Annotated in this window: 19 protein-coding genes; 5 read left to right on the plus strand and 14 right to left on the minus strand. The window is 67.1% G+C overall.

What is annotated here, in order from left to right:
• The 3 genes from JHL17_RS20415 to JHL17_RS20425 form a co-directional block, all read right to left on the minus strand.
• A complete protein-coding gene (locus JHL17_RS20415) occupies nt 1-216 on the minus strand; it encodes a hypothetical protein (protein ID WP_200195836.1) in 216 nt (71 codons plus the stop codon).
• Nucleotides 213-479: a plasmid mobilization protein gene (locus JHL17_RS20420; RefSeq protein WP_200195838.1), complete on the minus strand. Its 267-nt coding sequence runs from the start codon at nt 477-479 to the stop codon at nt 213-215. The genes JHL17_RS20415 and JHL17_RS20420 overlap by 4 nt, the downstream gene beginning before the upstream one ends.
• A gap of 151 nt (nt 480-630) precedes the next feature.
• Nucleotides 631-1,821, minus strand: coding sequence for an HPP family protein (locus JHL17_RS20425; protein WP_200195840.1), 1,191 nt, complete (start codon nt 1,819-1,821; stop codon nt 631-633).
• Between the two features lie 164 nt (nt 1,822-1,985).
• Here JHL17_RS20425 and soxR point away from each other — a divergent pair, with 164 nt between their 5' ends.
• Entirely contained in the window at nt 1,986-2,441 is a 456-nt protein-coding gene (soxR, locus tag JHL17_RS20430; protein ID WP_200195841.1) for a redox-sensitive transcriptional activator SoxR, read from the plus strand.
• Between the two features lie 161 nt (nt 2,442-2,602).
• Nucleotides 2,603-3,775 (plus strand): serine hydrolase, encoded by a 1,173-nt coding sequence (locus JHL17_RS20435; protein ID WP_200195843.1) that lies wholly within the window; start codon nt 2,603-2,605, stop codon nt 3,773-3,775.
• Between the two features lie 43 nt (nt 3,776-3,818).
• Here the strand turns inward: JHL17_RS20435 and JHL17_RS20440 are convergent, their stop codons facing one another.
• From JHL17_RS20440 to JHL17_RS20470, 7 genes are all read right to left on the minus strand, one after another.
• Nucleotides 3,819-4,556 (minus strand): 2-keto-4-pentenoate hydratase, encoded by a 738-nt coding sequence (locus tag JHL17_RS20440; protein ID WP_200195845.1) that lies wholly within the window; start codon nt 4,554-4,556, stop codon nt 3,819-3,821.
• On the minus strand, nt 4,553-5,569 hold the full coding sequence (locus tag JHL17_RS20445) for a LacI family DNA-binding transcriptional regulator (protein ID WP_211113480.1): 1,017 nt from the start codon (nt 5,567-5,569) through the stop codon (nt 4,553-4,555). Before JHL17_RS20445 ends, JHL17_RS20440 begins: the two co-directional genes overlap by 4 nt.
• Nucleotides 5,570-5,638: 69 nt before the next feature.
• Nucleotides 5,639-6,592, minus strand: a complete 954-nt coding sequence (locus JHL17_RS20450; protein ID WP_200195849.1) for a 2-hydroxyacid dehydrogenase — start codon at nt 6,590-6,592, stop codon at nt 5,639-5,641.
• A 31-nt stretch (nt 6,593-6,623) separates the two neighbouring features.
• A complete protein-coding gene (locus tag JHL17_RS20455) occupies nt 6,624-7,412 on the minus strand; it encodes an amino acid ABC transporter ATP-binding protein (RefSeq protein ID WP_282189335.1) in 789 nt (262 codons plus the stop codon).
• 203 nt (nt 7,413-7,615) lie between these two features.
• Nucleotides 7,616-8,437, minus strand: coding sequence for a transporter substrate-binding domain-containing protein (locus JHL17_RS20460; protein ID WP_200195851.1), 822 nt, complete (start codon nt 8,435-8,437; stop codon nt 7,616-7,618).
• A 35-nt stretch (nt 8,438-8,472) separates the two neighbouring features.
• Complete coding sequence (locus tag JHL17_RS20465; RefSeq protein WP_200195853.1) at nt 8,473-9,126, minus strand: amino acid ABC transporter permease; 654 nt, start codon at nt 9,124-9,126, stop codon at nt 8,473-8,475.
• A 29-nt stretch (nt 9,127-9,155) separates the two neighbouring features.
• A complete protein-coding gene (locus JHL17_RS20470; RefSeq protein ID WP_200195855.1) occupies nt 9,156-9,830 on the minus strand; it encodes an ABC transporter permease subunit in 675 nt (224 codons plus the stop codon).
• 305 nt (nt 9,831-10,135) lie between these two features.
• Here JHL17_RS20470 and JHL17_RS20475 point away from each other — a divergent pair, with 305 nt between their 5' ends.
• Both JHL17_RS20475 and JHL17_RS20480 read left to right on the plus strand, forming a co-directional pair.
• Nucleotides 10,136-11,599 (plus strand): MFS transporter, encoded by a 1,464-nt coding sequence (locus JHL17_RS20475; RefSeq protein WP_200195857.1) that lies wholly within the window; start codon nt 10,136-10,138, stop codon nt 11,597-11,599.
• A 414-nt stretch (nt 11,600-12,013) separates the two neighbouring features.
• The gene (locus JHL17_RS20480; RefSeq protein WP_200195859.1) at nt 12,014-12,676 is read left to right on the plus strand and encodes an FCD domain-containing protein; all 663 of its coding nucleotides are present in this window, start codon (nt 12,014-12,016) and stop codon (nt 12,674-12,676) included.
• Between the two features lie 271 nt (nt 12,677-12,947).
• On the opposite strand, the gene otnI is transcribed toward JHL17_RS20480, so the two are convergent.
• The 4 genes from otnI to JHL17_RS20500 all read right to left on the minus strand — a co-directional run bounded on the left by otnI (nt 12,948) and on the right by JHL17_RS20500 (nt 16,902).
• Complete coding sequence (otnI, locus tag JHL17_RS20485; RefSeq protein ID WP_200195861.1) at nt 12,948-13,727, minus strand: 2-oxo-tetronate isomerase; 780 nt, start codon at nt 13,725-13,727, stop codon at nt 12,948-12,950.
• 133 nt (nt 13,728-13,860) lie between these two features.
• Nucleotides 13,861-15,369 carry a tripartite tricarboxylate transporter permease gene (locus tag JHL17_RS20490; protein ID WP_200195863.1) on the minus strand — a complete coding sequence of 503 codons (1,509 nt, stop codon included), beginning with the start codon at nt 15,367-15,369 and terminating at the stop codon, nt 13,861-13,863.
• A gap of 14 nt (nt 15,370-15,383) precedes the next feature.
• Nucleotides 15,384-15,842, minus strand: a complete 459-nt coding sequence (locus tag JHL17_RS20495) for a tripartite tricarboxylate transporter TctB family protein (RefSeq protein ID WP_200195865.1) — start codon at nt 15,840-15,842, stop codon at nt 15,384-15,386.
• Between the two features lie 40 nt (nt 15,843-15,882).
• Nucleotides 15,883-16,902 carry a Bug family tripartite tricarboxylate transporter substrate binding protein gene (locus JHL17_RS20500; RefSeq protein WP_200195868.1) on the minus strand — a complete coding sequence of 340 codons (1,020 nt, stop codon included), beginning with the start codon at nt 16,900-16,902 and terminating at the stop codon, nt 15,883-15,885.
• 432 nt (nt 16,903-17,334) lie between these two features.
• Here JHL17_RS20500 and JHL17_RS20505 point away from each other — a divergent pair, with 432 nt between their 5' ends.
• Complete coding sequence (locus JHL17_RS20505) at nt 17,335-18,447, plus strand: isocitrate/isopropylmalate dehydrogenase family protein (protein WP_200195869.1); 1,113 nt, start codon at nt 17,335-17,337, stop codon at nt 18,445-18,447.
• Nucleotides 18,448-18,472: the final 25 nt, after the last annotated feature.

Genomic DNA, 18,472 nt, shown 5'->3' on the forward strand with positions numbered 1-18,472 from the left:
CTATCGCCCTTCGGGCGGCGCGATGCGCAACGTCGTCCCGTCTGGCCGATGGAGTTCGATGATCGTTTCCAGACGGATCAAGCGCTTTTCGTGATCGGCCACCGCAGACGTCGCCTCTCGTTTCAACGCCCCCAGATTTTCATCCAGCCGCTTCACCCGCTCCTCGATCAGCACGATCGATCGCAGTCCGCCCAGGATCTTGTCGCCGAAACTCATGGCACCCGCCGCTCCCGCAAAGCCGCCGTCAGTGCCTCGGTCTCCGCGAGAGCTGCGTCGAGGCGGGCGATGATGCCCGGCTCCGCCGCGGAAAGGGCATCGAGCAACCCTTCGATCTCTTCCCGATGCTCCGCCAGATCATCATCGGTGATCCGCCGCCGGACGAATTCCGCTGTCGAAACGCCGGCGGATTTGGCGCGGCGCTCAAGCCGTCTCTTCTCTTCAGGCGTCATTTGCACCACCAGACGCGCCGTCGCAGCCATGACACTCTCCTGATTGGACATGGACATGCCATGTACATTGGTGCGTTCCGGCCCATGGGTCAATCAGCCATAGAGAGCTTTTCCTGTCACGACAGACTGAGACGTGAGGTCCCGTCAGACCTGGTGTTGAAAAAGGGGGGCCCTGGAGCCGCTATGCCCGCCCCGCCGTCACGTCGCGCAGATAACCGCGCGGCAGGGCCTCGTTCAGCCCATCGACCCCGGTCTGCACCGCACGCGCCAGAGCGGCGCGGGCCAGCACCACCAGCAGGTCGGTCTGGGTGACCATCCCGAGGATCCGGCGGTTCTGGTCGACGATCACCACGTCATGGGTGCGGCCGTCGGACAGGCGGCCGAGCAGGCGGAAGACCGGCGTGTCGGGAAGCTCGGTGGCGGCCGGCGCCATGACGGCGGCGACGCGTGATCCGTGGTGGAGGGTGTCGCCATGCGACAGCTGCTCGTGCCCGACGATGCCGACCACCATGTTCTGCCCATCCACCACCGGCAACGTGCGGAAACCATGCTCCAGCAGGCGGGCGCGGGCCACCTGCGGATGGGTATCCGGCGTGACGGTGACGAGATCGCGCGACATGATCTCGCGGCAGGTGATGTCGGCATGCAGCCGCTCCAGCGCATGCAGCTCGGCATTGACCAGCAGGGCGCCGAGATCGTCGCGGCTGACGTCCAGCGTCTCGGCCAGCGTGCGCAGCGCGTCGTCCACGTCGCCCTGGATCAGGGCCGGGCGCAGCTGCGGCGGCGGATCATTGGTGCGGTGGGTGTTGGCGGCCTTGTGCGGATAGCGGTGGCCCGACAGCCGGTGGAACATCAGTCCGGCCGTGACCAGCAGGATGGAGTTCACCGCGACGGGGAAGAACGCGAACTTGATGCCCATTTCCGTCACCGCCGGCCCACCCAGAACCGCGGTGAGGGCGGCGGCCCCGCCGGGGGGATGGAGGCAGCGGGTCAGCGACATGGTGGCGATGGCGAGCGCCACCGCGGCGGCCCCCGCCAGCATCGGGTCGGGAATGATGCTGGCGACCAGCACCCCGACGATCGCCGACAGCGTGTTGCCGCCGATGATCGACCAGGGCTGGGCCAGCGGACTGGCCGGCACGGCGAACAGCAGAACCGCCGACGCCCCCATCGGTGCCACCAGCACCGGCGCACTGGCGATGAAGGTCAGCATGTTGCGGCAGAGCAGCCCGGTTGCGGCGATCCCCAGCAGCGCACCGCAGCAGGCGATCATGCGGTCGCGCAGCGTGGCGCCCGGCAGGATCGGCCGGAACACGAACTCACCCAATCCCGCCAGACGGTCCCGCAAGGCGGCTAGCTTTCCCCTGGTCATTCGCTCCCAATCCCTCCGGCCCATAATCCTGACCAACCAATCGGCACTTTGCCCATTCGGGCGGCAAAGTCGGGGCAGGCTAAAACCTCAACAGAACTTGAGGTCAAGCGGAAAAGCCTTCAGACTGGCGGGACGGAGGGTTGCAGGAGCGGGGAGGGGCCGGAATGCTGTCGCCGGAGGACTACGATAAGGATCTGACGGTGGGGGAGGTGGCGCGCCGCTCCGGCGTGGCGGTCTCGACCATCCATTTCTACGAGGCGCAGGGGCTGATCCGCAGTTGGCGCAACCCCGGCAATCAGCGCCGCTTCTCCCGCGACGTGCTGCGGCGGGTGGCGGTCATCAAGGTGGCGCAGCGGCTCGGCATCTCGCTGGCCTCCATCGCCGACGCCCTGAACGCCCTGCCGCAGGACCGTTCGCCCAGCACCGCCGACTGGCGCCGCATGTCGGAGCGCTGGCGCGAGGAGCTGGACGACCGCATCGCCAAGCTGACCAGGCTGCGGGACAATCTGGACAGCTGCATCGGCTGCGGCTGCCTGTCGATCCGCGATTGCCCGCTGCGCAACCCGTGGGACGAGCTTGGCGACGGCGGTGCCGGGCCACGGCTGCTCGACCCCGCCTGACTTCCCAACCTGAATTCTCAATCTGAATTCCGGGCCTGACCTTCCGGCTGTCCCACATTAAAATTGAGGTTCATACGAAAATAAGGGGTGAAGCCGGTGCGGCGATGGTTCATGGAAACGGCCATCGCAAGACCCATCCGTCGCCTCAGGGGATCCACAGGGTGATCGTCGTCAATCCGCGGCCGGAAGGCCGTTCCACCGCCCTCATTCGCCGCTTGGCCGCCTGCCTCTCGCTCGCCGCCGCCATCCTGCTCCCGGTCCCCGCGCTTGCGCTGTCCCAGCCGGAAACGGCGGCCAAGCAGGCCTATCTGGTCGATCTGTCCAGCGGCGCCGTGCTGCTGGACAAGAACGGGACGACCCGCATGGCGCCGTCCTCGATGACCAAGATGATGACGGCCTATTTGACCTACGACGCGCTGGTCCATGGCCGGACGACGCTGGATACCGGCTTCCCGGTCAGCCAGACCGCCTGGAAGATGGGTGGCTCGCGCATGTTCCTGAAGCTGGGCAGTCAGGTGCGGGTGGAGGATCTGCTGCGCGGCCTGCTGATCGACAGCGGCAACGACGCCGCCGTGGCGCTGGCCGAGGGGCTGGCCGGCAGCCAATCCGCCTTCGCCGCGCTGATGAACGCCAAGGCGCGCCAGTTGGGAATGACCGACAGCCATTTCATGAACGCCAGCGGCTGGCCCGATCCGGACCACTACACCACCGCCCGCGATCTGGCGACCCTCGCCACGCATCTGATCCGCGACTTCCCGCAATTCTACCATTACGAATCGGAGCGGACTTTCACCTGGAACGGCATTCGCCAGGGCAACCGCAACCCACTGCTCTACCATCCCGTCAGCGTCGACGGCATCAAGACCGGCCATACCGAGGTCGGCGGCTACGGCCTGACCGCGTCGGGGGAGCGCAACGGGCGCCGGCTGGTTCTGGTGGTCAACGGCATGCCCAGCCCGCAGGCCCGCAACGACGAGCCGACCCGTCTGCTCGACTGGGCCTGGAACAGCTTCAGACTCTATCCCCTGCTGCACCAGGGCGAACTGGTCGAACAGGCCCCGGTGTGGATGGGCGAGGAGGACAGCGTGCCGGTGACGGTCGCCGACGACGTCACCGTGACCATGGCGCCGGCCGACCGCAACAGCCTGCATGTCGTCGCCACCCTGGCCGAGCCGCTGCCGAGCCCGGTCCATCGCGGCGACGTCGTCGGCCGGCTCCGCATCGACTTTGACGGCGCCGTCCGCCGAGAGGTCGATCTGGTCGCCGGCGCCGACGTCCCGGCTTCCAGCGGCCTGACCGCGCTGGGCCAGCGGCTCGGGCACCTTCTGCCCTGAGGTGTGTCGCGGGCCGGTGGGTGCCGGCCCGCTCAACCTCCGCTCAATCCACCTTCAGCGTGATGGTGCCCATGGTGCCGTAGCGGGCGACCGACCGGCTGCCCGGCTCGACGAAGATGGTGCCGGTGCAGGATCCGGTGGTCACCACCTCGCCGGCATGCAGGCCGCCGAAGCTGCGGGCACCGACATTGGCCATCCACACCAGCAGGCGGACCGGATCGCCGGCGCTGTTGCCGCCGACGACATCCACCTTGGTCTCGCCGTCGACCTCCAGCGTCACCGCTTCCTTCACCGGGTCGAGCGAGCGCCAGTCGGCGATGGCCGGGCCGACGATCAGCGCGCCGTGGTTGAACTGGTCGGCCATATGGCTCAGCCCGTCCTGGCTGCCGAAGCCGGCGAAACGGGTGTCGACGATCTCCCAGGCCGGATGGACGGAGGCGACGGCGTCCAGAACCTCCTCGCGGCTGTAGGGCTGCTCGCGCACCGGCAGGTCGCGGGCGAAGCGGTAGGCGATCTCCGCCTCCACGCCGATGACCTGGAAGATTTTCGCCGGCAGATGGTCGGTGTTCTCGAACACGGTGGCGGCGTTGATCGGTGCGCGGAAGGGCTCGGCGTCGGGCGTGCGGGCGCCGACCTTCCAGGCGGTGACGGGGCCGAGGCGGCGGGCGACGGCGTCCTGGATCTCATAGGCCTCCGCTTCGGTCGCGGGGCGGCTGTCCAGCCCGGTCAGCCACTGGCGGGTCTCGCGCGCCTCGATCAGGGCGTCGACGGTATCGGTCATGACAGGTCTCTGTGGTGGAGGGAGGGGGAGGGCGCTCCGCAGGAGTCGCGGACGACCAGCCGGCTCGGCAGGATGATCCGCTCGGGCGGCCCTAGCGGGTCGGCGATCCGGCGCAGCAGCAGCCGGGCGGCGTCCTGCCCGATCTGCCTTGCCGAGGTGGCGACGGTGGTCAGCGCCGGCCGGCTGAGCGCCGCTTCCGGCACGTCGTCGAAGCCGGTGACGGCCAGATCGCGCCCGGCCCTGAGACCGCGCGCTTCCAGCCCCAGCATCAGTCCGAGCGCCACCACGTCGTTGTAGCACAGCGCTGCCGTCGGAGGCTGCGGCCTATTCAGCAGATCATCGGCAATCTCCGCACCCGACCGCCGGGTCAGCGGGCAGCGCAGCACCAGATCGTCGGCCAGCCCGTGCCGGCGCATCGCCGCGGCGAAGCCGGCGATGCGGCCGGCATAGGCGGAATGGTCCAAAGTGCCGCCGACGAAGGCGATCCGCCGGTGGCCGAGCGAGACGAGATGCTCGGTGACCGTCTCCATGCCCGCCTGGTAATCAACCCCGGCATAGTCCCGTCCCCGATCCGAGACGAAGCGCAGGGCCTGCACGCAGGGCAATCGCCAGCGGTCCAGCCGGTCGAGAAGCTCGCTCTGCGTGCCGGCGGCGGGGCAGAGGATCACCCCGTCGACATTGTGCTCGCGCATCCGCTGAAGGAAGCGGTCCTGGCGGTCCGGCTGTTCGGCGGTGTTGGCGATGAAGGCGACGAAGCCTTCGGTGTCCAACACGTCGTCGACCCCCGCCGTCATCTCGGCATAGAAGGGGTTGTTCAACTCGCAGACCAGCAGCCCCACCGTCTGGGTCCGGGCGGCGCGCAGGGTGGCGGCACCACGGTTGTAGATGTAGCCGAGCGCCGCCATGGCGGCCTGGACCCGCTCCCGCGTTTCCGCCGCCACCAGCGGGCTGCCGCGCAGCACCAGCGACACCGTCGAGCGCGATACCCCGGCGTGGCCGGCGACCTCCGTCAAGGTGACGCTCCCCGTCCTTTGACCGGCGGCTTTGCCGTTATCGGCCGGCGGGGCCACGGCGACGCTGCCTCACACCACGGCGGTCGGCAGCGGCCGGCCAGCGAAGAACGCCTCCAGATTGTCCAGCACCAGCTGGCCCATCGCCGTCCGCGTTTCCACCGTGGCACTGGCCTGATGCGGCTGGAGCACGACGCTGTCGAGGCCGTAGAAGCCCTCCGGGACGTTCGGCTCGTCGGCGAAGACGTCCAGCGCGGCGCCACCCAGCCGGCCCTCGGTCAAGGCGGCCAGCAGTTCCGGCTCGTCCACCACGCTGCCGCGGGCGACGTTGACCAGCAGACCCTCCGGCCCCAGCGCGTCGAGCACGGCGCGTCCGACCATGTTGCGGGCATCCGGCCCGGCCGAGGCCGCGACCATCAGGATGTCGCTCTCCCGCGCCAGATCGACCGGCGAGGCGACGAAGCGGTAGGATACGCCATCGCGCGGCTTGCGGTTGGTGTAGGCGATGGTCATGCCGAAGGCTTCGGCGCGCTTGGCGATGGCCTCGCCGATGCGGCCCAGCCCCAGCACGCCCAGCCGCTTGCCGCTGACCTTGCGGGCGAGCGGCATCTTGCCCTTCGGCCATTGCCCGGCGCGGACGAAGCGGTCGCCCACCATCATCCGGCGCGAGGCGGCGATCATCAGCCCGACCGCGAGGTCGGCGACGTCGTCGGTCAGCACGTCCGGCGTGTTGCTGACGCGCACGCCGCGGCCGCGGCAATGCTCCAGATCGACCGCGTCGGTGCCGACGCCGTTGATGGCGACGATCCCGAGATTGGGCAGCGCGTCGACCACCGCGTTCTTCACGCCGGTCCCGCCGCCGGTGACGACGGCGCGCACCCGGTCGCCGACTTCGGCGATCAGCCGGTCGCGATCCGCAGCGGCGGACAGGCGGTGGACGGTGTAGGCCGCATCCAGACCCTGCTCGACGGCGGGCATCATGGGTTCGACGAGCAAAATTTCCGGGGGGAGGATTTCGGGCTTCATCGCAATTCGTCCTTGATGGAACAGAAGACTCTCAATGGGCCAGGATCTGGCCGAGGAAGCTCCGCGTCCGCTCCGATTTCGGGGCGGTGAAGAATTCCTCCGGCGTGTTCTGCTCGACGATCTCGCCGCGGTCCATGAAGATCACGCGGTGGGCGACCGATTTGGCGAAGCCCATCTCGTGGGTGACGCACAGCATGGTCATGCCGTCCTCGGCCAGCCCGATCATGGTGTCCAGCACCTCCTTGACCATCTCGGGATCCAGCGCGGAGGTCGGCTCGTCGAACAGCATCACCTTCGGGTTCATGCACAGCGACCGGGCGATGGCGACGCGCTGCTGCTGGCCGCCCGACAGCTGACCAGGGTACTTCTCGGCCTGCTCGGGGATGCGCACCCGCTCCAGATAGCGCAGGGCGGTTGCCTTCGCCTCGGCCTTGGTCGTGCCGCGCACCTTCATCGGCGCCAGCATGCAGTTCTCCAGCACGGTCAAATGCGGGAACAGGTTGAAGCTCTGGAACACCATGCCGACCTCCCGCCGCACCATGTCGAGCTGGCGGTGGTGCGGGCCGAGTTCGACGCCGTTGACGGTGATCCGGCCCTTCTGGTGGCGTTCCAGCTGGTTGATGCAGCGGATCAGGGTCGATTTGCCCGATCCCGACGGGCCGCAGATGACGATGCGCTCGCCCCGGTGGACCTCCAGGTCGATGTCCTTCAGCACCTGGAACTGATCGTACCATTTCTGGACGCCTTCCATGCGGATGACGACATCCGCGCTCATCGGAGGCGCGACGCCGTCGCGCGTCGGTTCGGTCGCCAGTGCCATGGTCGTACCCTCCACCGGGGATTGCGCTAAGTTGGACCCCTGGAAACAGAGCGACCTCGCGTCATCCCCGCGAAGGCGGGGATCCAGAAAACTTCGCGGTTGAGCCGCTGAGGTGGCTGGATTCCCGCCTTCGCGGGAATGACGGTCGAAGAAGCCTTTGCTTTCGGGAGACACAAACGCTCGAGACATACGATCGCTTTGATTTACGACTTGCTGGCGGTGACCGCCGCCGGCAGGTCGGTGCCCAGCCACTTCTGATGGATGGCGTTCAGCTCGCCGTTCTTCTTCACGGTGTCGAGGAAGCCGTTGACCCAGCCCAGCAGCTTGTCCTGGCCCTGGCGCAGGGCGATGCCCTGCACCTGGCTCTTCAGGACGAACTTCATCTCGTAATTGGCCTGCGGCGCCATCGTCTTGATCTGCTGGGCCACGACGTTGCTGACGCCCAGCGCATCGACCTGACCGGACAGCAGGGCCTGCACGGCGCTGGCGTCGTCGTCGAAACGCATGATGCGGGCATCCTTCGGCGCCACCGCGGTCAGCGACTGGTCCTGGGTGCTGGCGCGGGCGACGCCGACGCTCTTGCCCGACAGGTCTTCCGCCTTCTTGACCGGCGACTTCTGCGGGGCCAGCAGCCCGATCTCGATGGCGGCATAGGGCTCGGAGAAGGCGACCTGCTTGGCCCGTTCCGGCGTGACGCCGAGCGAGGCGACCAGCACGTCGACCTTGCCGGTCAGCAGGTAGGGGATGCGGTTCGGCCCGGTCACCGGCACGATGTCGACCGGCACGCCCATGTGCTTGGCCATCAGCTTGGCGACGTCGGCGTCGTAGCCGTCCGGCTTGCCGTCGGCGCTGGTGATGCCGAAGGGCGGGAAATCGACCAGCATGCCGATGGTCAGCTTGCCCTTGCCCTTGATGTCCTCGACGCTCTGGGCGTTCGCCGTGGCGGTCAGGCCGCCGAAAGCGGTAGCGGCGGCGGTCAGAAGGGCGCCGGCGACGATCAGGCGGCGGGTGACGGTGAAGGCCATGGGTGTTTCCTCCGAGTGCGGGTGTTTTTTGAGGCTTAGCGAGAAGGCGCGGCGTAGCGGGCTTCCAGCCGCTGGCTCAGCAGCGAGAGAGGCCAGCACAGCGCGAAATAGATCGCGGCGACGATGCCGAAGACCAGGAAGGGCTGGAAGGTGGCGTTGTTGACGATCTGGCCGGCGCGGGTCAGCTCGACGAAGCCGATGATGGCGGCCAGCGAGGTGCCCTTGATGACCTGGACCAGATATCCCACGGTCGGCGGCACCGCGACCTTCACCGCCTGCGGCAGGATCACGTAGCGCATCAGGCCGGGATAGCGTAGGCCGAGCGAAGAGGCCGCCTCCCACTGGCCGCGCGGTACCGACTGGATGCAGCCGCGCCAGATCTCGCCCAGGAAGGCGCTGGTGTTCAGCGTCAGCCCGACCGCCGCAGCGACCCATGGGCTCATGTCGATGCCGATCACGGTGGCGCCGAAGAAGACCAGGAACAGCTGCATCAGCAGCGGCGTGCCCTGGAAAATCTGGATGTAGCCGGTCGAAAGCCAGCGCAGCGGCTTCACGTCCGACGTGCGGCCGAGCGCGACGACCAGCCCGACGATGCCGCCGCCGATGAAGGCGATGACCGACAGCATCAGCGTCCATTGCACGGCGCTGAGCAGGAACAGGAACTCGTTGTACCCGAAGGCGCGGATCATCGCTCGGTCCCCTTCAGCGCCGGTCGCCCTTAGCGCCGATCAATGGTATAGGCGAAGGCCAGCCGGTAGATGCCGGCGAACAGGGCCGAGAACATCAGCGCCAGCACCAGATAGATGCCGGTCACCACGATGTAGATCTCGAAACTGCGGAAGGTCTGCGACTGGATGTTGTTGGCGACCGAGGTCAGCTCGTCGGCGGAGATGGCGGACACCACGCTGGAACTCAGCATCAGCAGGATGAACTGGCTGGTCAGCGCCGGATAGACCGTGCGCAGGGCCGGCTTCAGCACGATGTAGCGGAAGATCTGGAGCGGCCGCAGGCCCAGCGCCAGCCCCGCTTCGATCTGGCCCTTGTGGATGGATTCGATGCCGGCGCGGATGATCTCGGTGGCGTAGGCACCGACATTGACCACCATCGCGATCATCGCCGCCATATCCGGCGACAGCCGGAGCCCGACGGTCGGCAGCCCGAAGAAGATCAGGAAGATCTGCACCAGGAAGGGCGTGTTGCGGATGACCTCGATATAGGCGTTGATCAGCCAGCGCACCGGCCTCGGGCCGGAGGTCTTGCCGAGCGCGCAGAGGATGGCGACCACCAGGCCGATGGCCATGGCGCCGAACGACAGCCGGACGGTCAGCCAAGCGCCGTCCAGCAGATAGTCCCACGACGCGAACACCGCGTCGAATTGAAAGTCGTAGGTCACGGGCGTTCCTCCGCATCCGCGTCGCACCGCCCGTCGAAGGGGCCGGCGTCGCGCGGATCGCCTTTGTCCGCTCAGGGCTCGTGATCCGGGGAAGCCTCACCCGGAGCACAGGAGTCATCCCTGCGTTCCAACTGTCCGGATACGGTAATTGGATCGATCCAAAAGCGCAACGGGAAATGAGGAGGGGCGCGACAATTCGCATGCCGGATATTCGATGGGACCCTGCCCGTACGGAAACCTTCCGGCTACAGGCGGTGTTTCACCGGAACGCCGTCCGGCCGTCAGCATCGAGGAGCCCACCCGACATGACCGCAAGAGAAGGCGCCGTCGCCGTGAGCAGCCTCGTGCCCGCCCGGATGGACCGGCTGCCCTGGGCGCGCTTCCATTGGATGGTGGTGGTCGGGCTGGGGGTGAGCTGGATCCTGGACGGTATCGAAATCCAGCTGATCTCGGCCTCCGGCTACAAGGACAGCCTGGGCATGTCGAGCGCCGAGGTCGGACTGGCCGGCACCATCTACCTGATCGGGCAGGTGGTGGGCGCGCTGGTCTTCGGCCGGCTGACCGACCGCTGGGGACGGAAGCGGCTGTTCATCACCACGCTGGCGCTCTACCTGATCGCATCGGGCATCGCCGGCTTCGCCTGGACCCCCTGGTTCCTCTATCTCTGGCGCTTCATCGCCGGGATGGGCATCGGCGGCGAATATGCCGCCGTCAATTCCGCCATCGACGAGCTGATCCCCGCGCGCTTCCGCGGCCGGGTCGACATCGCCGTCAACGGCACCTACTGGGCAGGCGCGATGATCGGCGCGGTCGGCAGCGTCTTCCTGCTCGACCATGCGCTGGTGCCGGAGAATCTCGGCTGGCGCATCGCCTTCTTCATCGGTCCGCTCCTGGGACTGGTCATCATCCAGCTGCGCCGGCACATCCCGGAGAGCCCGCGCTGGATGGTCACCCATGGCAGGGAGGCGGAGGCCGAGCGCATCGTCGACGGCATCGAGGCCAGCGTGCGCGACCAGGGCAAGACGCTGGCGCCGGTCGACCCCAGGCGGGCCATGCACATCCTCCCAGAGGATTCGGTGTCCTACGCGCAGCTGGTCGACGTGTTCTTCCGGCAATACCCGACGCGCACGGTCCTGGGCGTGACGATGATGGTGACGCAGTCCTTTCTCTACAACGCGATCTTCTTCACCTATGCGCTGGTGCTGCAGAATTTCTACCATCTCGATCCGTCGCAGACGGCGCTCTATTTCTTCCCCTTCGCCGCCGGCAACCTGATCGGGCCGCTGCTGCTGGGGCCGCTGTTCGACACGGTGGGGCGGCGGCGGATGATCTTCGGCACCTATCTGCTGGCGGGAAGCGTGCTGCTGGTCTCCGCCTTCCTGTTCCGCCAAGGGGTGCTGACGGCGAACACGCACACGATCTTCTGGTGCGTCTCCTTCTTCTTCGCCTCGGCCGGGGCGTCCTCGGCCTACCTGACGGTCAGCGAGATCTTCCCGCTGGAGGTCCGGGCGCAGGCGATCTCCTATTTCTTCGCCATCGCCCAGGTGGTCGGCTCCACCGGCCCCTTGCTGTTCGGCTGGCTGGTGGGGGAGGGGATGGAGCGCGACGGGCTGTTCTGGGGCTATGTGCTGGGATCGGTGGTGATGATGGTCGGCGGGGTGGTCGCGCTCGTCTACGGCGTCGACGCCGAAGGCAAGGGACTGGAGGACATCGCCGAACCGCTGACCAAGGCCGACCGTCACCTTGGCGGGGGCCGGATGGAACCATGAATCCTCACCAGGGCGCCCATAGACCGGACTCGCTGGAAGCATAAAGCCGTCAGAACCGCCAAGACCTTTCCGGCCTCTTTAAGACGCCTTTGCCGAGGTCGACGCCTCGTGGACGAGGTGTCGACGGAACTCGCATGATAGCGGACGGCACGCGCTCGACGCGTCCGGGACCGAAGCCGGCGCTGGGCGACCTCGGCTACCGGGACAAGTGGCTGGCGAAGGCAGGCAGGCGCCCGGCATCACCCTCAATGCGATCGTCCTTGGCCGCGACCGTATCTTCATCCCGACCGGGTATGCGTTCGCGCCTCCCAACGCGACTTTTCCGCATCGGGGAAACACTAGGCAATATATTTGAACATATGTATATGCATCGTATGGTCACTCCGGCCACGGTTGATGTTTTGGAGTGTGAGCGTGCCCCGCGCATCCGATTCCGCCTACAGTGAAATCAAAAGCTGGATTCAGCAGGGTGAGGTTCCGCCCGGTGGGCTGATTGACGAGGCGGAGACTGCCAAACGGCTGGGCATTTCGCGTACCCCTGTCCGCGAGGCATTGCTCCGCCTCCAGACGGAGGGTTTCGTGGAGATCGGGCGCGGCAAGGGCATCCGGGTGCTGCCGCTGTCCAGTACCGACATGCGCGAGATCTATCAGGTCATCTCGGGGCTGGAGGTGGTGGCGGTTTCCGTGCTCGCCCGCAGCCGCCCGTCCAGCGAGCAGTTGGAAACCCTGTTCGAAGCCGTTCGCCGCATGGAGAAGGCGATCGCCGACGGCAACGTCAGCGACTGGGGAGACGCCGACGAGATGTTCCACCGTGAACTCATGCGGCTGTCGGGCAATCGTAAGCTTTACGAGGTCGGCTGCCAGATGCGCGACTTTGCCTTGCGGGCACACATGGTGGCCCTGCGCCTGCAAACCGACGAGTACCGGAAATCCTCCACCGACAGCCATGCCGAACTGATCCGCTCCATTCTGAGTCGGAGCGGCACCGTCGCCGCCGAGTGCCATTTCAAGCAGCGCCTGCGCGGCGAGGATGCCTTGGTCGGTGTGGTCGACAAGTTTCACATCTCCACCCTCTGATCCGGGGGTGTGGCGGATGCGGACCGAAATCGTCGGCTGAAACCAGCGGCCGGGATTATCGGAAAGATCCCGACGTGACGCCGCTCAGGACGGCGGCCGCCGCCCTCCTGCCAATGCCGGAACGCTCCGACCTTCGGTCGGCACTTTCCGGCCCCTCAAACGTCGGGCGGCCCGACACGGGCAAAAGGGGCCGCGGGCCTCGGCGTCGCGGGCATGTGCCCGCGCGGCGGCCGTAGCAGAGCCGAAAAGTTGAAGCTTTTCGGCTCCGGCATCATTCCGTCTTCCGCTGCGACGCGAACCAGCCGAGCCCGTCGAGCGTGCCGGCGCGGGGACGGTATTCGCAGCCGACGAAGCCCCGGTAGCCCAGCCGGTCCAACTCGGCGAACAGGAAGGGATAATTCAGTTCCTCCCCCACCGGCTCGTGGCGCGACGGAACGGAAGCGATCTGGACATGGCCGGTGACCGGCAGCAGCCGGCGCAGCGCCATGGCGACGTCGCCGTGCAGGATCTGCCGGTGATACAGGTCGAACTGAAGCTTCAGGTTGGACAGGCCGAGATCGGCGATCAACCGCTCCGCAGCCGTGAAGGAATTCAAAAAATAGCCGGGCACGTCGCGACCGTTGATCGGCTCCAGCAGCAGGTCGATCCCGCGGCCCCCCAGCGCCGAAGCGGCGTAGGCCACGGCCCGCCGGTAGGCGGCCTGCGCCGCCGGATCGGCGGCGTCGGCCAGACCCGACATCAGGTGCAGCCGGCGGCAGCCGGTCGCCTCGGCATAGCGCAGAGCGGTGTCGACGCCGGTCCGGACCTCGTCGAAACGGTCGGGCAAGGCCGCCAGTCCCCGTTCGGCGGCCGTCCGGTCGCCGGGCGGCATGTTGAACAGCGCCAGGGTCAGGCCGTTGCGTTCCAGCCGTGCCGCGACGGCGTCCGGCGCATGGTCATAAGGGAACTGGAGTTCGACGGCGCGGAAGCCGGCATCGGCGGCGGCGTCGAAGCGGTCGAGGAAGGACCATTCGTTGAACATCAATGTCAGGTTGGCGGCGAAGATCGGCATGAGGGCTCCCTTCTCTTCGAATGCGGCGCCCCTCGGGGGCTCGGCCTCCTTGGCCGGCAACCGGCCGCCCCGTCGACGGGCATTCCCCGCCGGGTGCCGGAACCGGCCCGCTATCGACTACAGTGGCGGCGGCCTATTCCTCGCCCTCCACGAAGGCTTCCGCCCGCTTGCGGCCGATGGCCGGAAGAGCGAACAGAAGCAGCACCAGCGCAGCCGTTCCCAGCAGCACGGCGGACAGCGGCCGGGTCGCGAAAATGGCGATGTCCCCGTCGCCGATCAGCATCGCCCGCCGGAAATACTCCTCCATCGACGGTCCCAACACGAAGCCGAGCAGCAAGGGGGCCGGCTCGCACTCCAGTGCCGCGAAAAGATGGCCGGCCAGCCCGAAGCCGGCCAGCAGCAGGATGCCGAAACCATTGCCGTTGACGCTGTAGGCGCCGATGCAGGACAGCACGACGATTGCCGGGAACAGCAGCCGGTAAGGGACGCCGAGCACCTTCACCCAAAGCCCGATCATCGGCAGGTTGAGCACCAGCAGGATGAGGTTGCCGAACCACATGGAGACGATCAGGCCCCAGAACAGGGCGGGATTGGTCACCGCCACCTGGGGGCCCGGGGTGATGTTGTGCATCATCATGGCGCCGATCATCAGCGCCATCACGGCGTTGCTCGGGATGCCCAGGGTCAGCATCGGGATGAAGGAGGTCTGCGAGGCCGCGTTGTTCGCCGATTCCGGGCCGGCGACGCCCTCGATCGCTCCCCGGCCGAAGGCGCCGGGCGTTCGCGACAGCTTCTTTTCCAGCGCATAAGAGGTGAAGGAGGACAAGGTGGCGCCGCCTCCCGGCAGCAGTCCGAGGAAGGAGCCGACCGCCGTTCCCCGCAGCACCGCCGGGGCCATCCGCCGCAGGTCGGACCGGCTGGGCAGCAGCCCGGTGATCCGGCGGGTGAGGATGTCGCGGTTGCCGGCCCTGCCGGCGCTGGCGATGACCTCGGCGATGCCGAACAGGCCCATGGAGATCGCCACGAAGTCGATGCCGTCGAACAGGTCCGGCAGGCTGAAGGTGAAGCGTTGCCCACCCGACGTCACGTCGGTTCCGACCAGGCCGAGCAGCAGGCCGATCAGGATCATCCCCAACGCCTTGACCATCGATCCGTGGGCGAGCGCCACCGCCCCGACAAGTCCCAGGATCATCAATGAAAAATACTCGGCTGGCCCGAAGCGGAAAGCGATCGTCGCCAGGACCGGCGCGAAACCGGCGATCAGAACGGTCGACACCGTCCCGGCGAAGAACGATCCGATGGCGGCAGTGGCGAGCGCCGTGCCGGCCCGTCCCTGCCGTGCCATCTGATGCCCGTCCAGGCAGGTGACGACCGAAGAGGACTCGCCCGGGATGTTCACCAGGATCGAGGTCGTCGATCCGCCATATTGCGAGCCATAGAAGATGCCGGCCAGCATGATGAGGGCAAGCTCCGGCTGGAGCCCGTAGGTGAGCGGCAGCAGCATCGCGATGGCGGCGACGGGGCCCAGTCCAGGGAGCACGCCGATCGCGGTTCCCAGCACGACGCCGATCAGGGCGTAGAACATGCCCCGCACGCTGATCGCGGTCTGGGCGCCGATCAGCAGGTTGTCGAACAGATCCATGGCCGGTGCCCTGGTCAGGAGAAGAGGAAAGGCGGGAGCGCCGGGATGGGCAGGCGCAGTCCGGCGACGAACACCAGGCCGACGACGGCCGCCAGCACCACGGCGACCAGCCCGACCTGCAGGACCGAGCGCTGCGGGGCCGCCGCGGCGCTCAGGACGAAGACCAGGATGCTCGTCAGCACCAGGCCGAGCCGGGGAAGCAGCAGGGCGAAGGCGACCAGCGCAACCAGGATCACCGCGGCCGGCCGGGCACGGATTTCCACCGTTCCACCCGCGCCTCCGGTGCGGAAAGCCGTCAGGAACACCCAGGCGCCGATGACGCCCAGGATGAGGCCGACACAGAGGGGGAAGAAACCGGGTCCCATCCGGGTGGTCTCTCCGATCGGCTGCTCGAGGGACATCGAGGCGAAGCCGGCACCGATCGCCATGTAGAGGCCGCCGGCCACGACGTCCTTTTTCAGCGCGAGGATCATGGGAACTCCTGTCTTCGGCATGAGGTCGGGACGGGAAGCGTCAGGAGCCCGCCTTGATCCCGGCACGGCGGATCAGCAGGCCGAAGCGTTCGTATTCGCTCCGGTTGAAGCCGTCGAAGGCGTCGACGGTCATCGGTTGAAGGAGGGCGCCGAACTCGACGAGCCGGCGGTTCACCGTCTTTTCGCCCAGGGCGGCATTCAAGAGGGCGTTGATCTTCTCGACGACCGGGCGCGGCGTGCCGGCGGTGGTATAGAGCGCGTACATGACCTGGGTCTCGACCGCCGGGTAGCCGCTCTCGGCGATCGTCGGCACATCGGGCAACTCGGGGATGCGCGTCGGACTGGTCACGGCGAGAGGCTTCAGGTTCCCGGCCTTGATCTGCCCCAGCGCCGCCGGAACGGTATCGAAGGTCATCTGGATCTGGCCGGCGATGATGTCGATCTGTGTCTGCGCCGCCCCCTTGTAGGGGACATGCACCGACTTGACGCCGGCGGCAAGGTTGAACTGCTCGGCCAGGATCACATGGGTGCTGCCGAAGCCGGAGGAGCCGTACTTCACCTTGCCCGGGTTCTTCTTCATGTGCTCGACCAATTGGGCAACGGTGTCGATGCCCAGGTCCTTGTTGACCACCAGGACGTTCGGCACCAGCGCGATCAGGCCGACCGGCTGGATGTCGCGCAGCGTATCGTAGCCCAGCTTGATCAGGTGCGGCGCGATCGACACCGACGTGCTGGCCGCCACCAGCAGCGTATGGCCGTCCTTGTCGGCCTTGGCGGTGACGTCCGACGCGATCGTGTTGGAGGCGCCGGGGCGATTTTCGATAACGAAGGGCTGGCCGGTGGCGGCGCTGAAATGGTCGCCCAGGAGGCGCGCGATGGTGTCGCTGCCGCCGCCGGGATTGGCGCCGACCATGATGCGCACCGGCTTGGCCGGCCAATCCTGCGGGACCGGCTGGGCAGGCGACGCAGCCGGCGTGCCCAGGAGGGCGCCGGCGAATACCGTGCCCGCAAGGGCGAACGGGCGCAGAGCAGCGAAGCGGACGGCGGTCGCGAAGGTCATGGGGGTCTCCTCTCCGGGATGGGGCGGGCGTGTGGCGGCGCGGAGCCGATCAAGCCATCAGATATTTTTGAAAGTATTTTTTGGCTTTATCAGAGCATGACGCTCGGCGCAATACCCATTGTCAGCCATACGCACAATAGGTGATGGTGATGGATGTCGTGCTGGAACGGCAGGCGAGTTTCAGATCAAGCTCTGAATAAATAACGATAATTTGTCCGATATGGCTTTCCGTGTCGCCGAGGTGAACCGGCTCGGTCCGGATGCCGGTCAACCGGGACCGTGGCAATCCGGAAAAATCAGCTCCACGCACAAACAGTTAAATATATTTGTTGATATATGAAAGGGTCGCTTCTACAGTTTCGATCCGAGACACCGGTACGCCCGGGCACGGGCTCCGCGGCGTCGACAAGGGCCATCAAGCGGAATGGAAAAATGAAAACCTATGAAATTGCAGTGGTTCACGGGGACGGCATCGGGCGCGAAGTCTGCCAGTCGGCGCTCAGCGTCATCCAGGCCCTGCCCGGACTGACGGATGCCTTCACCTTCAAGGAATACCCGGCCGGTGCCGACGAGTATCTGAGGTCCGGCAGCGCGTTCCCGGACGCGACCTACGAAGGGTGCCGGCGCGCCGACGCCATCCTGCACGGCGCCACCGGCATTCCCGGAGTCACCTATCCCGACGGAACCGAAACGGGAATCGAGTTCGGCCTGCAACTCCGCTTCCGGCTGGATCTCTATGCCAACATCCGTCCGATCAAGCTGCGGCCCGGCATCCAGTCCAAGCTGCGCGACCGCAAGCCGGGCGACATCGACTATGTCATCGTCCGCGAGAACACCGAGGGCCTCTACGCCGCCCGCGGAAACGGCGTGAACCTGCGCGACGAGATGGCGGCGGACACCCTGGTGGTCACCCGCAAGGGGATCGAGCGCATCTGCCGCACCGCCTTCGAGCTGTCGCGTCGGCGCAGCGGCGCTCCCGGCGACGGCAAGCGGCGCGTCACCGTCTGCGACAAGGCCAACGTGCTGCGCACCTACGCCTTTTTCCGCAAGGTCTTCAACGAGGTGGCGGAGCAGTACCCGGATGTCGAGGCCGACTACGCCTACGCCGACGCGATGACCTGCCATCTGGTCGAGCGTCCGGAACACTATGACGTGATCGTCACCGAGAACATGTTCGGCGACATCATCTCCGACCTCGCCGCCGTCACCGTGGGCAGCATGGGCATGTCGCCCTCGGCGGAAATCGGGAAGGAGCACGGCTTCTTCCAGGCGGCGCACGGCTCGGCTCCGACCATCGCCGGCCAGAACATCGCCAACCCCTACGGCACCATCCTGTCGGGCGCGGCGATGCTGGAATGGCTGGGCGAACGCCACGGCGACCAGCGCCTGCTGCTCGCCGCCGCGGCGGTGGAGCGTGGCGTCAGCGCGGCGATGCGCTCGCCGCACGGCCTCACCCGCGACCTGGGCGGCGCGGCGAGGACCAGCGACATCACCGAACTGGTCATCGGCAACCTTCTGCCGGCCGCCTCCGACGCCGCCGAGTAACCCCCCATCCCATGCGGAAGACGGG

The organism is Azospirillum endophyticum (genome assembly GCF_016595245.1).
Taxonomy (GTDB): Bacteria; Pseudomonadota; Alphaproteobacteria; order Azospirillales; family Azospirillaceae; genus Azospirillum; species Azospirillum endophyticum.